A 14,827-nucleotide genomic window follows, 5' to 3' on the forward strand; every position below is an offset into this window, starting at 1 on the left:
AAGGGAATTTTGGTAGATGGGGAAAGATTTTAATTTAGGGCAAAAGGGGCGCTAAACTTAAATGTGGGAATGTATACCCTAAATTTCTCGGATTTATTTATACCTACCATATTGTAATGGCCCTTCATGGCCCCAATGGTAGAAGCCAATAGGCATCCGGAACTGTAAGTATGGGATTCTCCAGGTTTGATAACCGGTTTTTTGCCAATTATCCCTTCGCCATCCAATACTTCCAATTCATTCAAGGAATCATAAATTTGCCAATGACGTGATGTCAATTGAACCGAATCCTTACTTTGGTTTTCTATGGTTATGGTATAGCCGAAAGCAAAATGCACTTTATAGTTCTTGAAGAAAGTTCCTTCAAAACTGGTATTCACCGAAATTTTAATGCCTCTTGTTACCTGTGTTATCATAAGATCGGATACTAAATGTAAATAAATTTCCCATTGAGGACATTTTACCCTATAATGCCTAAAACAAAAAATACAATATCTTTAGATACGTATTATAATGTGGTTATCAATCTACTTTGTCCAAATGAATTCCTAAATTGTCTTACAAAGATAAAGTGCATATATTACAATTTATCTTAAAAAATTAATTCTTATTTAAGAATGAATTAAGGACTTCTAAAATACAATTGGTCAGCAAGGTATATAACAACAATAAATTATAAAAATTAAAGTAAATATAATCGGTGTAAGTCTATTTATTTCTGATATAAATCAATACAAGCTGTCACTTCCGGAAGGTCCGAAGGCGATAATTGGAAATTTGCAGCCGTTCCCGACCCAATACAACAGCTGGTCTCAGCACTATGTTAATACTGATATTAAAATCAATAGTACCCTTGAATATTATGTAATGCAATTCCCTTGAAATATATTTAAGATGAAAAAGGCAGCGGATAATGAATATTGGATTATTTTTATTTGCAGTCTAATTTTAATCCCTTAAATGGGTATAATTCCCCGATGCTCTGCATCATAATGGGTAATGTTTAGTTTGTTTGAATACCTTGTGGGCTTGCCTAGGGGTAGTTGATTTATAGAAATTTATCAAAAGCTAATATAATGTTTGAAGGTGTAAAAAATGTTTTGGAGCCCGTCTGGTCAAGGTTCCGTAGGTTTGTCGCCTACGTTCGGCAATACCCCTTTAAATCATTGTTGTTTGCGGCCATTATCGGAATTTGTAGTCTGTTTTTACTTTTTCTGGCCATTTATCTTGGCGCTTTTGGGAAATTGCCTACCAAGGCCTATTTAAAAAGCCTTAAAAATCCGATTACTTCCACTATCTATGCCTCCAATAATGAGCCCATTGGGTATTATTACCTTCAAAACCGATCGAACGCCGATAGTTCACAAATAAAATCCGCCTTAAGGCAGGCCCTTGTTGCCACGGAAGATTCACGGTTCTATGAGCATAACGGGATAGACTATAAAAGTTATGTAAGGGTGTTGGTAAAATCCATCATTTTACAGCAAAATGCAGGTGGTGGCAGTACTATTACCCAACAGGTGGCCAAAAATTTGTTCGGAAGGGAGAAACAGTTCTTCCTTTCTACACCTATTAATAAGATTAGGGAGATATTCATAGCCAAAAGACTGGAAAGTATTTATGATAAGGAAGATATTATTTTGCTTTACTTCAATACGGTTTCCTTTGGCGAAAATATCTACGGCATTGAAAAGGCGGCATTTCGTTTTTTTAATAAGGCCCCGGAGGAGCTGACTTTATCGGAAAGCGCCACTTTGGTAGGGCTCTTGAAGGCCCCGTCCTATTACAATCCAAGAAATTTCCCGGAAAGGGCCCGGCAAAGACGGAATGTGGTGCTGTCACAGATGCTTAAATACAATTATATTGTCCCTGAAACTTTTGAAGAGGCCAAAGTTCCCTTAAAATTGGATTATCAGACCCCAAAGAAGGTATCTTCCTTTTCCGCTTACTTCAAGGATTATGTAGCGATGGAGTTCGACTTATGGGCCAAAAACAATCCTGCACCCGACGGTCATATATACGATTTGGAGGCGGATGGACTAAATATTTATACTTCCCTGAATATCAATATACAGAAATACGCGGAAGCTGCCCTGCATAGACAGGCGGACCATCTTCAAAAACTTATGGATACCTATTGGGCGGCGGCAACTACAGAGGGGGGTAGGGAGGCGTTGCTGCAAAAATTGGTAAATCAAAATAGGGAAGTACGGAATATGCGGCAAAGAGGCAGGACCGAAGAGGAAATAGCGGTCTTGGTCAAGAAAAAGCGAAAAAGAAAATATTGGGTAATCGGAAAGGGATTTGAAGAGCAGATGCAGTCATTGGAAGATTCCATTTCAAAAAGTATCAATAGATTGCATGCGGGAGTTATAGCGGTAAGTAGTAAATCTGGCAGGATAATGGGGTACGTAGGTGGTATCGATTACGGGTTTAGCCAAATAGACAATGTTGTTACGCCCAGACAGGTAGGCTCTACCTTTAAACCGATCACCTATTTAACCGCTTTGCAGGCAGGGGAGGATCCCTGTAATTATTATGATAATAATCTAGTGACCTATTCCAAATACGAGGATTGGAGACCCCGAAATGCAAATAATAAATATGGGGGCAGTTATTCCATGCATGGTGCCTTGGCCAATTCCATAAATACGGTTTCGGTTTCCCTGCAACTAAGAACCGGCACGGAAAGGGTGCTGGCACAGGCCAAGAGGATGGGAATAATGTCGGAACTTCCCAATGTGCCCTCCATTGTATTGGGTACGGCCGATATAAGTTTGTTGGAAATGGTAGCGGCATATGCCAGTATTTCCAATGGAGGCAACAAAATAAAACCCTATGCCATAGATCGTATAGAGAATGAAGATGGCAAAGTGCTGTATGAGGCAAAACCACGGTATGAAGGAAGGGTGGCCAGTACTGAAAATATAAAGGCCTTACAAAAAATGATGGATGGTGTTATTAGGGATGGCACAGGGTCACGGTTGTTGGGTTACAAGATTCCTTATAATATTATTGGAAAGACGGGAACCACGCAGAACAATGGCGATGGTTGGTTTATTGGTTGTTCTCCCGAACTGGTTGTTGGCTCCTGGGTGGGTACCTTTGACAAACGGGTACAGTTTGCGTCTACCAGTATGGGATCGGGGGCCAATACCGCCCTGCCGATAGTAGCTTCCATATTTAAAAATTTAAGCTATTGGAAAAGACCGTTGCTTAGCAATTTTGAGTACGATTTTGATTATTTTCCCTGTAGGCCATTCGTAGAATCAAGTGCGAAGGAGGCTTATGGGCTGGCACAAACAGATTCTGTTTATTTACTGGAAATGCGTATTAAGGATACCCTTGCCCTACTAAAGGATAAACCCATAGAGATAGACACCGTTCAAGGAATTGTTCCCGGCGAAATGCCCCTGGATTCAATTGCAAAGGATAGTCTCCTGCCCAATATCGATATTTCCAATACAAAAGTCGATTAAAGAAGTAATTACTTGTAAGGATCTGTTTTTGGGAATGGAAGAAGGAACCCTTTTAATAATATTTTTGCTATAAGCAATGAACTGGATGCTAGATACTAGATGTTAGAATTGAGATTTTTTGAGCCTTCAACTTTCAAACTTTCAACTTTCAAACTTTGAACATTCAACTTTCTCCCTGCCTACCATCCCTTGTCTGCCTTTGCCTTCCGGAAGGGCCAGTAATTTCATTGCATATTGGTTTGGTTGCCGGTACCTTTCTTTCTTAGTATTTGGTGTTGGATACGTCCATTTGTCTTACCGTTCTACCTTTTTCAATGAGCAGCCTTATGTCTTCCAAGCTTAAATATAGGCAAGGAACTATGACCAAAATGATGGTGGTGGCAAATACGATTCCGAAACCCAAGGATATGGCCATGGGGATTAAGTAATGGGCCTGACTGGAAGTTTCAAGGATAATTGGAGCCAGACCGCCAAAGGTGGTCATGGTAGTTAGTACTATTGGTCTAAACCTTCTAAGGCCCGCTTCGTGTATGGAGGTGTAAATAGGGTTGCCCTCCTTGCGCCGTTTGTTGGCATAGTCTATCATGATGAGGGAGTCATTGACAACCACTCCGGATAATGCGATGACCCCCATTAAACTTACCAGAGAGAGGTCGTAGCCAAGCAGGATATGGCCTATAACGGCACCTACAATACCAAATGGAATGGCGGTCATGACGATCAAGGGCTGGGCGTAGTTGTTGAAGGCTATGGCCAGCAATACATAAATTAGGCCCATAGCAATGGCGAACCCGGCCCTAAGTGTGCTGGTACTTTCCCTCATATCTGCCTGACCTCCTTCGAAGCTCCAAGTGATTCCGGGAAAATCGGCCCGTAATTGTGGCAGCGTTTCTTCCTGCACCATATTGATGACCCTGGTAACAGTATTGGCCGGTTCCACATCCATACCAACATTGACTATTCTGCGGCCGTCCCTACGGTTGATACTGCTAAAGGCCTCCCGCTGTTCTACCTTTACTACATCCATTAAGGGAACTTCCATTCCATTGGGGGTGCGTATCAGGAAATCTTCCAAATTTTTGATATTCTTTCGTTCTTCCATCGGCAGTTTTACCCGTACTTCAATTTCGTTCATTCCCCTTAACTGCCGCATTGCCAATGCTCCAAAAAAACCATCCCGAACCTGTTGTCCTACCTCGTCCGAAGTAAGTCCAAGGCTCCTACCTTGGGGCAATAATTTAAAGTCGAGCTGCAATTTCCCCTTGTTGTAGTTGTCCGTAACATCCCTAGTATTGGAAAACGCTTTCATCCTCTCCACAAATGCTTCACTGGCCTTTTCCAACACCTTGATATTTGAATGGCTAAGATCTATACTAATGTCCTGCCTTGCGCCTCCGGGGCCTCGTTCCGCTTCAAAGGTTATTTGGTCAACGCCCTCAATATCCCCAATGTTATCGCGCCATAGGGAAATGACTTCGGCGGCCGTTATATCCCTTTGGTCCGGGGGCAACATTACAATTTCAACGTCTATAAAGTTTTGTCCCCGTACATTGGTCTTAATTCCTTCCGCAACTTCATAAAGATTGTGTTCCTCGAACATGCGCTGGGTGGAATTGGAGATGGCATGTGCCACTTTGGCCGCCTGATCCGGAGTTGTGCCAACAGGTAAACGTACCCCTGCCTCTATTTCGTCGGCCGCCACTTCGGGCATCATGATCATTCCCATATGCCCACTATAGCCATAACCACCTACAATGAGCAATAGTACTACCGCTGCTGTAAGGGTTATGTATCGGTGTTGTAGGCATTTGTCCAACAACGGGCGATATCGATTTTCTATAAAACGGTCAAAACCGTTGGCAAATGAACGTTGCCACCCTTCAAGCTTTTTCACCCATTTGTTCTTATTGGTCTCTTTTTTTAGATGGGCCAAATGGGATGGCAAAATAAATAGAGCCTCCAGTAATGAAACCCCTAGAATAACGATTACTACAGCAGGTAAGGGTTGCCAAAATTTTCCGGTTTCACCGGGCATGAACAAGAGGGGTACGAAAGCAATAATGGTTGTCAAAATACTAAAGACCACAGGTTGTGAAACATCCTTGGTTCCTTCAATGGCAGCTTTGATGGGGCTTAAGCCTTTCTGACGATATTCGTAGACATTTTCCCCTACCACAATGGCATCATCTACCACAATACCGAGCACGACCAAAAAGCCGAACATGGAGATCATATTTACACTGATACCTATCAGGGGCAGGAATATCATTCCTCCTATAAAGGAAACCGTCATACCGACCATTACCCAGAAGGCCAAACGGTACTCTAAAAATAAGGTTAATATAAGCAGTACAATGATAATGGCTAGAACCCCATTTTCTGTTAGCAGGGATAGTCGCTCCCGATAATCCTCGGCGTTATTGCTATCTGTACGAAGTTTAATTCCTGGGGGCAATTGAAAATCCTTCATAATGTCTTCCACGGCATCGGCAATCTCCAGGGGGGACTGATTCCCAATTCGGAAAATTCGGAGTTCTACATAGTTTTCCTGATTGAATTGTCCGTGAAATCCGGTTTCTTCAAAACCGTCGGTGATGGTGGCAATATCGTTCAAGTTAACCTTGGCCCCTGAGGCAGAGGTGACCACAGTGATATTTCCAAATTCTTTGGCCCACTGTTTTCGCTCCTGCATCCGCAGCAATATTTCCCCGCTTTGGGTCTGTACCGCCCCGGCGGGTACATCACTACTGCTTTGTTCTATAATGTCCGCTACCCGTCCTAGGGTCAGGTTATATTTTTGTAGATTATGACGGGGTATTTCCACTCGGGTTTCATAGTCGGGTACATTTCCCAATTCCACCTGCGTAATCTTGGGATTGCTGAGAAGGATATTCCGGAGGCGTTCGGCCAGTTGGCGTAGCGTCCAAATGTCCGAATTGCCATATAAACCGATTTGAAGCACATCCCGTTGACGGGATTGTAGACTTACTATGGGCTGTTCAATATCATCGGGGAAGGTGCGTATGCGGTTAATGGCCTGATCTATGTCCTGGAAGGCCTTCATACGTTCCGATCCGGCAACAAGTTCAATAAGAATCTGTCCGGAACCTTCATTGGCTTCGGAAGTAATTTCCTTGATGCCTTGAACTGCCCTAACGGCTTCTTCTACCGGTTGCAGAATACCCTGTTCCACCTCTGCCGGTGAAGCACCTGGATAGGCCACCGAAACCTCAACAAAATCCAACTGAAATTCAGGAAATACTTCCTTTTGTATTTGGAACATGGTGAAAATTCCACCGCCGAGAAGCACCAACATAAGTAGGTTGGTGGCAATGGAGTTCTTGGCCATATAGGCAATGGCCCCTTCTTTTCTTGGTGTTTTATTTTCTCTTTCCTCCGTTTTGTCCATGGTCCATTTATTGTGTCGGTTCATTTTCGGAACTTTCCGACCGTGTTCTTAGTCCAATTCCATTGCTTACCGTACTCAAATCTGTGATAACGACATTGTCCCCCTCTTTTAAGCCCTTACGGATGTAGGCGTACTCATTGTCCGTAAGGACGATATCAACTTCGCGTATTTCCAATTTGCTCTCCTTCATCACCCAAACGGTTTCGTTACTTCTAATATGGTCCCGGCTTAGACGAACTACACCGTCCAATGTATCGGCTAGAATATCCACTTCAACAAAACTCCCTATCATGAGTTTGGGGCTATCTTTCAAATCGGTATTTTTGGCCAGGGGATCCGTAACTTTTACCAATACCCTGGCGAGGCGGGTCTGCCCGTCCAAGGCACCGATCTGTTTGTCCAGATAACCTTTACGATACTGACCTTCGGGCCAGGCCGTGGAATTCTTGATAAGCACCGTAGAACCCTTCTCTTTATCGTTTTCAGGGAAGCGCAGCCATTGTAGTTTGGAAACGGGTACGGTTGCGGTAACCCAGTAATATTCCGTACCAACGAGACGGCCTAAATCATCCCCGGGACCAACTTGGGAACCTGTGGTGACGTTCTGGCTAAGAATATGTGCATCAAATGGAGCACGGATGGTTGTTCTTTCCAAATTCAATTGTGCCTGGTCCACCGAAGCTTTGGCACCTACAATGGTGGCATTAACGGCATCAAGTTGGGGCTGTCGTAAAATTAGTTGCCGCTCCTCTGCGGATAACGGACTGTCCTTAAAAAGGGAATCTGTGGTTATAAGCTTTAAATCCTGCTCCGCTATTTGCTGTCGGCCCATTTCGGTGTCCAGGGTAGTCTGGGACTGTAGTAGTTCACTCTTTCTAAGTGCCAGGGTATTTTTATAATCCGAGGGGTCTATTTGTAGCAGTGGCTGATTTTTTTTAACAAAGCCCCCTGGCGTAAAGGCGGGATCCCTATGTATTATCTGCCCTGGGACCAACGGACTTAGGGTAATATCCTCTACTGCCTGCACTGTTCCCGTTGCCGCTATGATGGGTTCATATGAATCCACTTTTACGGGAATCACATCCACAAGGATGGCCGTTTCTATACTTGCCCCTTCGGTCTCTGCCTCCGGTTCCGTATAAAATATTAGGGTGGTGATAGCAATCCCGATAAGGAGTATAGCCAAACATATCCACAGTATTTTTTTATTGCTCATAAAGTTAAATTTCTATTGATTGTCAATCTCTCTTTCGGTTTCAAAACCACCTGCCAAGGCCCTATATAATGCAATTCGTATTTGAATTAATTGTCGTTGGGAGGCTACATAATCCCTTCGGAGCTGTTGTTCCGCATCCAAACCGATGAGAACGTCCAGGTAGGGGCTAAATCCATTTAGGAACTCTATTCGCAGTTGTCTGTTACTTTTTTGTGCCAATTCCAATTGTCTCCCAATATTGTCTACCCTTTGCTTTTGCTTTAATTCCTGTATCAGTCCATTTTCCACTTCTTGGAATGCCTCCAATGTGGTCTGTCCGTATTGCAAAATTCGTTGTTGCTTAATGGCCCGGGTCCTGTCCGCTTCGGCACTGAGCTGTCCGCCATAGAATAGGGGGGCCAATATGTTTCCGGCCAGGGTATAGGCCCAATTGTCAAAGAGATTTTGAAAACTGTTGGATCGTAGTTGCCCCCTACCACTTATGGATATTCTGGGGTATTTGCTGCGCACTGCGGAGGCCATATCCCTATCTGCCGCCAATAATAGCGCGTAGGATCGTTGTATGTCCGGTCTACGCCTAATAAGTTCCAAGGGCATACCGGCCTGTGGAAGTTCTGGTAGTTTGGGTAAGTCCGTGGTTTCAAAAGCGACCTTAATTTGTGGTTGTTTTCCCAAAAGTACCGCTAATTGATTTTCCAGGAGGGCTATATTGGTTTCGAAGATAATCCGTTGTTCTTTGGTACTTTCCAATAACTGCGCTTGTCTCAGAATGTCCACTGCCCTGATCTGCCCCCCAACAAACCTCGTTCTAATTAGGCTAATAATGTCCTCATTGGTGGCAATTTGATCCAAGGTAATTTGCAGTTGTTTTTTTGCTGCTATGAGTTGGTACCAAGTTGTTGCAATTTCAGCGGAAAGGGATATTGCTGCGGTTTGGTAATCATAAAAGCTGGCCTCCGACCTGAATTTTTCGGCCTGTACCGAACTTTGTATCCTGCCCCATAAATCCAGTTCATAATTGGCGGACAGACCCAACTGGGTGTTTTCCCCACCTACAAAATCGGGTTCCGGTAAATTTATGGCCGATTGGGCACTAGCTTCAATTTGTGGCCATTTATTGGCGCCTTCACGTGTTACTATGGCCCTTGCCGCCAACAATTGCTGCCAAGTAGCGGCTAGGTTCAGGTTGGACTTCAATGCGGAATCGATAAGCATATTCAGTTGCTTATCGTTAAAGGCAGTCCACCATTTGTCTTCCAGAACATCCGTTCCTTGGTTGGGGAATTCCTTTAAATTATTTATGGGCAGGGCTATATTGGAAAATTTAGGGGAACAACTATAAAAGGACAGGACGATTATGGAAAAACAAAATAAAATGGTTTTTTGTATTCCTATTGGGCTGAATTGCATTTTTAACTTTAGAAAAGTGGGTCGAGTGTGCAACGGCAAGGTTTTGTATTGGTTTTTCCTAAAATACTTATTTTAACGCTATTTTAGTATTAATGAAATCTTAATTGTTAAAAATCTATTAAGGAAATTAGTTGGTGGCTTGTTTATACCAATTGGGTTTGAACTATTTCTTTTTTGATTTATTGGTTGGGGTTTTTGGGAGATATTTGGTTTATTTTGGAGTGATATGTTAAATATTTTTTTAGTGAATTCAGGTATCGACTCCGCTCGACCGGACAATAGATAGTTACTTCTAGTTGTAGTCGAGTAGTCATTTCTCAGTTAAGCTAATACTAGTTAATGGTTAAAATCGTGCCTGAACTTTGTCGGGCAGGCCTGCCTTTGCCGGTCTGCTCCCAATAATTACCGTGATTAATTTCCATAAGCTTTGATAGTCCACAGGGAAATCGGTTTTTTTGCAAACTGCTTACTGCCTTCTGTCCACTTTGCATCCAGTCCTTGACAAGGAATTCCATTCCGTTCCACAACCCCTTCCTTTGCGGGCAGGCAGTTATGTTGTTTCATTGTATAATAGTTTAGTTTGTTTTGTCTTGGTGTTGTATGGACAATTTTATTCTTCAACGGCAACTTTGAAAAATATCTCCCGGCCTTCAAATCCCTTAGGGCCACCAGCGAAGTAGGTCCATGAATCCATTGGTGAACAATGGAAATGCTATGTATTCCATTAAAATAAATTTCCTGACTTTTTTGGAAATGGAGCAGGAGGCCACAGAACCTAATGGTAAAGTAAACTGTTCATCGCCGTCTCCAAAGGGTTGGTTTTATAAGGTTGACCGAATGGGTCGGTTTAGAATTCTGAAGGGTATATTATAATAGTGTTTTATGATACTGGAAACATGGAAAGTATTAATTCTGAAAATTCGAATTATATTGCCGATTTAAAATAGAGCCAAGTGAAAATATTCGAAATCATTGGGTGGACAGGTTCCGCCTTATTCATTATTTCTTATTTCCTGTTGAGTATTAACCGACTTAGTGCTAGAAGCATGCTTTATCAATTGATGAATGTTGTAGGGGGTATATGTTTGCTTATTTGTGCATACGATACCCAGGATAGGCCCAATCTTTTTACGAACCTGATATGGATTTTTATCGGGGTATTTGCCATTGTTAAAATTCAAGTAAGAAATAGGGATGCCGATCAGGAGTAGGAGGTTGGGTTGAATTGAAGCATGTCTATGGCTGCCTCCTTGTAATTTTCCAGCTTTTCATAGTACTCCTCATTTGGTTTAAACAGGGAAAGGTAGTAATATGCGCCTTCTACCAAGACGAAGATTAAATCTGCCGTTTCCTTGGAACAATGAACATTGACCTCTCCATTTTTTTTGGCTTCTTCAATAACTTCCGAGAGTAATAATCTTAAATAATCGTGCAATTCCTTATAGGCCGATTTTATTTTTTCATCCCGAAATATCAAGGCAAAACAGCTATAAAATACCCCATCGTCTATTAATTCGTTCCATTCTCTGGAAAATAGATTATTTATAATACTTATCAATCGGGAGCCACTTCTTTCTTTATTATATTCTGAAGTATATAGTTTTTTGTAGCGCTCGAGGATAAAATTGATCAGCCCGAAAAGAAGTTCTTCCTTTGACTTAAAATAATGTAGTACCAAACTAGTGTTCACATCCATTTCCATGGCCACTTTGGCCAAGGAAACGTTCTCCAGGCCTTCCTTTTGCGCCACCTTGTAGAAGGCTTCTATAATTTCCGATTGACGCTCTTTTTTTAAACTTTTTCTTCCCATGAGCTGCACAAGTTAATATAATCTTAACAATAATAATACAAAAATTTTAAATTGATTGGTCATTCAATCAATTTATTTTGTTACTTTCGTTTTTGTTATTCTGCTTCAATGGAACAACGATTTATTTGACCATAACCAAATAGTTAAATTTTAAATAGTTTTTATGAAAAAAGAAAAGAACCAATGCTTAGCCAATCCTAGATTTGGTCTCAAAATCTTCTGTGGCTTTGTTTTTATGCTGCTTATGGGACATTTTACCTATGCCCAAGGACGGATTATTTCTGGATCAGTTTTGGATTCGGAAACCAACCAGCCTTTGCCCGGGGCAAGTATTATGGTAAAAGGAACAACAACGGGAGTCGTAACGGATTTTGATGGGAATTTCAGTATTGATGTTCCGGCAGATGATGCCACTTTGGTTGTATCCTATATAGGTTTCCAGGCCCAAGAGTTGAATGTAGATGGGAATTCTGCTATCAACGTTCTTTTGGTCCCGGATTCCCAAGCGCTTAATGAGGTAGTGGTAGTTGGGTACGGTACCCAAAAGAAAATTAACTTGTCCGGTTCCGTGGCAGTGGTAGACATGAAACAATTGGAGGACAGGCCAATTGCCAATGTATCCCAGGGACTTCAGGGTACTGTGGCCAATTTAAATATTTCCTTCGCCAATGGGGCCCCAGGGAGTACGGCCAGTATTAATATTAGGGGCTATACCTCTATAAACGGTGGGAGTCCCTTGATTATGATAGATGGTGTGCCATCATCCGAGGCCGACCTCACCCGTATGAACCCTAATGATATCGCTTCCATTTCCGTACTAAAAGACGCTTCGTCCGCTGCAATATACGGAGCTAGAGCGGCATTTGGGGTGGTATTGGTTACTACCAAGGAAGGAGGGCAAAGTAAGATTACCTATTCCAATTCCTTTATTTGGGGCAAGCCTACCATTACACCGAACCCAATAACCGACCCCTACATTTTTTCCAGATTATTGGACACGGCCACCAATAATACCCCATGGGACTATGTAAATTATACGGATGAAACCTATGCCTGGGCCAAGGCCCGTTCCGAAGATCCTACTGTGCCCAATGTAAGATTGGATCCCCAGAACCCTAATAGATGGCAGTATATGGGAGATACCAATTGGAACAAGTACTTTTTTAATAGCGCTGCCTTTTCCCAAAACCACAACATCTCGATAAGTGGAAAAAAGGAAATAGTGGATCCCGATAGTGAAAAAAAAGAAGTTATAAGCTATTATGTTTCCGCTAACCACACTCTTGAAAACGGATTAAATAGACTGGCCGAAGACTCTTGGGAGAGAAATGCCCTTAGGTCTAAAGTTTCCATAACCCCATATAAGTGGATGGATTTTGAAAACAATACCTTTTTAACTTTTACCAATAGAAACCTACCTACTTATGGGATTACCAATATTTACAACCTTCGACCTACCGATGTAGTAAAAAATCCTGATGGCACCTGGGCCAATACCGATGCCGGATTTGCCGCTGCGCGTATGATAGACGGTGGTAAAACGGCCATTACCGAAACCGGTATCCAGACTACGAACAGGCTAAATTTATATTTATTGGACAAGGCCCTGACCCTTACTGCGGAACACACATTTAAAAAGGATTTTGATCGTAGGCACTGGGATGGTACCAAGTATAAAATAGGATTTGGCCCCAACGATGTAAGGGAACAAGTGAGCGAAGATTATGCTTATGAGGCCTTAGGGGAAAACAAATACAATGTATTGAATCTTTATGCCACCTACGCCAAAGAAATTAACAATCATAATTTTACTGCCATTGTTGGTTACAATAGAGAGGTAAATGAATACGAATGGTATTCTGCCAACAGGGATAATCTTATCTCATCAGATCTTCCGAACCTTGCGCTGGCCACAGGCGAACAAACAGTTGGATGGGCCTATTCCGATTGGGCCTTGAACGGGGTCTTTGGCAGGTTGAACTATATCTACAAGGAGCGTTATATTCTGGAACTGAACGGGAGATATGACGGTTCCTCAAGGTTCCCAAGGGAGGATAGATATGGCTTTTTCCCATCGGTTTCATTGGCGTGGATTGCGAGCAAAGGTTTTAGCGAAGAGGTAAGTGATGTGATAAACCATTTAAAATTTAGGATTTCAAGTGGCTCGTTGGGAAACCAGAATGTTGGTAATTATGGACATATAAACACTATGTCCACCGGGCAATCCGGCTATTTGATAGATGGAGAATACCCAAAAACGGTCTATGCACCGGGATTGGGAATCAATCCCAATACCTATACTTGGGAAAAGGTGGTTACCACCAATTTTGGAGTCGATTTGGGATTTTTTGACAACTCCCTCAATCTGTCCGTAGATAATTATGTCAGGAATACCATAGGTATGCTTACTCCTAGCCAGGAACTGCCTGGGGTATTGGGTACTGCCCCTCCCAGTGCCAATGCAGCCGACCTACAAACCTACGGTTGGGAATTTACATTGGGTTACAAGAATAATTTTATGCTGGGGGGAAGCGCTTTCGATTTTGGCACTTCCCTGGTCCTTTCGGACAATGAAACTACCATCACGAGGTTTGACAATGATGGACAACTGTTTTCCCAATGGCGGGAAGGGGCTAAGGTTGGGGAGATCTGGGGCTTGGAAAATGATGGTTTCTTCCAAACAGAGGAGGAGATCGCCGCGCTCGATGAATCGGCCATTGTGCCTTGGGGCGCCCTATCCATAGTGCCGGGATGGCCCAAATATGTAGATCGGGACGGGGATGGAAAAATATTACGGGGGGAGTCTGCCAATGATCCCAAGGACTTAAAATTAATAGGGAATTCCCGACCTCGATACCAGATAGGTCTTAATATGAACATGGCATGGAAAGGATTTGATGTTAGCGGATTCTTGCAAGGGGTGGGTAAAATGGATTATTATCCTACCAATTATCTTTTTTGGGGAGCCTATCAGCAGCCTTATGCCAATATGTACCCCCATCTCTTGGATTTCTATAGAGGTTCTGCCGATAGTGATGCCCTAAGGGCACAGCATTCCCAATCCTATTTGGATGCAGGTTTGGCCGATGCCAATACCGATGCGGAATATCCCGTACTGCAAAGTTGGTTGGCCGATTCCAATTATGGGGCCGGGCTGGATATCCCCCAAACCAAGTATTTAAAAAGCGCCGCCTATTTGAGGCTTAAAAACATAACCATTGGTTACGCCCTGCCAAAAAATTTGTTGGATAAAATGCATATTTCCAAACTGAGATTTTTCATGACAGGTGAAAATATATATGAATGGTCTACTATAAAGAAACATATAGATCCAGAAGCAACCGGGGAAAGGGGGTATGCGTATCCATTTCATCGCAAGTTCTCCGTTGGTATGAATCTTACTTTTTAAAGGGTTGAACAAAAAAAACAAACAATGAAATATCCATTAGCAAAATCTTCAAACTTCCCGATAATTATAGGGACGAAAATAATTACTTGGATAT

9 protein-coding genes are annotated in these 14,827 nt (G+C 42.5%); 3 read left to right on the forward strand and 6 right to left on the reverse strand.

Going from position 1 to position 14,827, the window contains the following annotated elements:
• Positions 1–29: 29 nt before the first annotated feature.
• Positions 30–416: a Co2+/Mg2+ efflux protein ApaG gene (apaG, locus tag D0S24_RS15815; protein WP_117020789.1), complete on the reverse strand. Its 387-nt coding sequence runs from the start codon at positions 414–416 to the stop codon at positions 30–32.
• A 660-nt stretch (positions 417–1,076) separates the two neighbouring features.
• Between apaG and D0S24_RS15820 the strand changes: the two genes are divergently transcribed.
• Positions 1,077–3,479 (forward strand): transglycosylase domain-containing protein, encoded by a 2,403-nt coding sequence (locus tag D0S24_RS15820; protein ID WP_117020790.1) that lies wholly within the window; start codon positions 1,077–1,079, stop codon positions 3,477–3,479.
• Between the two features lie 262 nt (positions 3,480–3,741).
• Here the strand turns inward: D0S24_RS15820 and D0S24_RS15825 are convergent, their stop codons facing one another.
• From D0S24_RS15825 to D0S24_RS21170, 4 genes are all read right to left on the reverse strand, one after another.
• A complete protein-coding gene (locus D0S24_RS15825; RefSeq protein WP_251795805.1) occupies positions 3,742–6,912 on the reverse strand; it encodes an efflux RND transporter permease subunit in 3,171 nt (1,056 codons plus the stop codon).
• On the reverse strand, positions 6,896–8,104 hold the full coding sequence (locus D0S24_RS15830; RefSeq protein ID WP_117020791.1) for an efflux RND transporter periplasmic adaptor subunit: 1,209 nt from the start codon (positions 8,102–8,104) through the stop codon (positions 6,896–6,898). Before D0S24_RS15830 ends, D0S24_RS15825 begins: the two co-directional genes overlap by 17 nt.
• 12 nt (positions 8,105–8,116) lie before the next feature.
• Complete coding sequence (locus tag D0S24_RS15835; protein WP_117020792.1) at positions 8,117–9,514, reverse strand: efflux transporter outer membrane subunit; 1,398 nt, start codon at positions 9,512–9,514, stop codon at positions 8,117–8,119.
• A 411-nt stretch (positions 9,515–9,925) separates the two neighbouring features.
• Positions 9,926–10,078 carry a hypothetical protein gene (locus tag D0S24_RS21170; RefSeq protein WP_181938118.1) on the reverse strand — a complete coding sequence of 51 codons (153 nt, stop codon included), beginning with the start codon at positions 10,076–10,078 and terminating at the stop codon, positions 9,926–9,928.
• 389 nt (positions 10,079–10,467) lie between these two features.
• Between D0S24_RS21170 and D0S24_RS20945 the strand changes: the two genes are divergently transcribed.
• Positions 10,468–10,725, forward strand: coding sequence for a CBU_0592 family membrane protein (locus tag D0S24_RS20945; protein WP_147321471.1), 258 nt, complete (start codon positions 10,468–10,470; stop codon positions 10,723–10,725).
• Here D0S24_RS20945 and D0S24_RS15850 read toward each other — a convergent pair.
• Positions 10,716–11,324, reverse strand: coding sequence for a TetR family transcriptional regulator (locus D0S24_RS15850; protein WP_117020795.1), 609 nt, complete (start codon positions 11,322–11,324; stop codon positions 10,716–10,718). The two genes, D0S24_RS20945 and D0S24_RS15850, sit on opposite strands and share 10 nt — an antisense overlap.
• Positions 11,325–11,487: 163 nt before the next feature.
• On the opposite strand from D0S24_RS15850, the gene D0S24_RS15855 reads away from it, so the two are divergent.
• Positions 11,488–14,733, forward strand: coding sequence for a TonB-dependent receptor (locus tag D0S24_RS15855; protein ID WP_220377774.1), 3,246 nt, complete (start codon positions 11,488–11,490; stop codon positions 14,731–14,733).
• Positions 14,734–14,827 lie beyond the last annotated feature (94 nt).

Origin of the sequence: Arenibacter sp. P308M17 (genome assembly GCF_003426735.1) — a bacterium.
In the GTDB taxonomy this organism is placed as follows: domain Bacteria; phylum Bacteroidota; class Bacteroidia; order Flavobacteriales; family Flavobacteriaceae; genus Arenibacter.

Coding starts and splice junctions, on each gene's coding strand:
- D0S24_RS15835 (WP_117020792.1), bottom strand. CDS start 9,514: ATGCAATTCAGCCCAATAGGAATACAAAAAACCATTTTATTTTGTTTT.
- D0S24_RS15830 (WP_117020791.1), bottom strand. CDS start 8,104: ATGAGCAATAAAAAAATACTGTGGATATGTTTGGCTATACTCCTTATC.
- D0S24_RS15850 (WP_117020795.1), bottom strand. CDS start 11,324: ATGGGAAGAAAAAGTTTAAAAAAAGAGCGTCAATCGGAAATTATAGAA.
- D0S24_RS15855 (WP_220377774.1), top strand. CDS start 11,488: ATGAAAAAAGAAAAGAACCAATGCTTAGCCAATCCTAGATTTGGTCTC.
- D0S24_RS15825 (WP_251795805.1), bottom strand. CDS start 6,912: ATGAACCGACACAATAAATGGACCATGGACAAAACGGAGGAAAGAGAA.
- D0S24_RS15820 (WP_117020790.1), top strand. CDS start 1,077: ATGTTTGAAGGTGTAAAAAATGTTTTGGAGCCCGTCTGGTCAAGGTTC.
- D0S24_RS21170 (WP_181938118.1), bottom strand. CDS start 10,078: ATGAAACAACATAACTGCCTGCCCGCAAAGGAAGGGGTTGTGGAACGG.
- apaG (WP_117020789.1), bottom strand. CDS start 416: ATGATAACACAGGTAACAAGAGGCATTAAAATTTCGGTGAATACCAGT.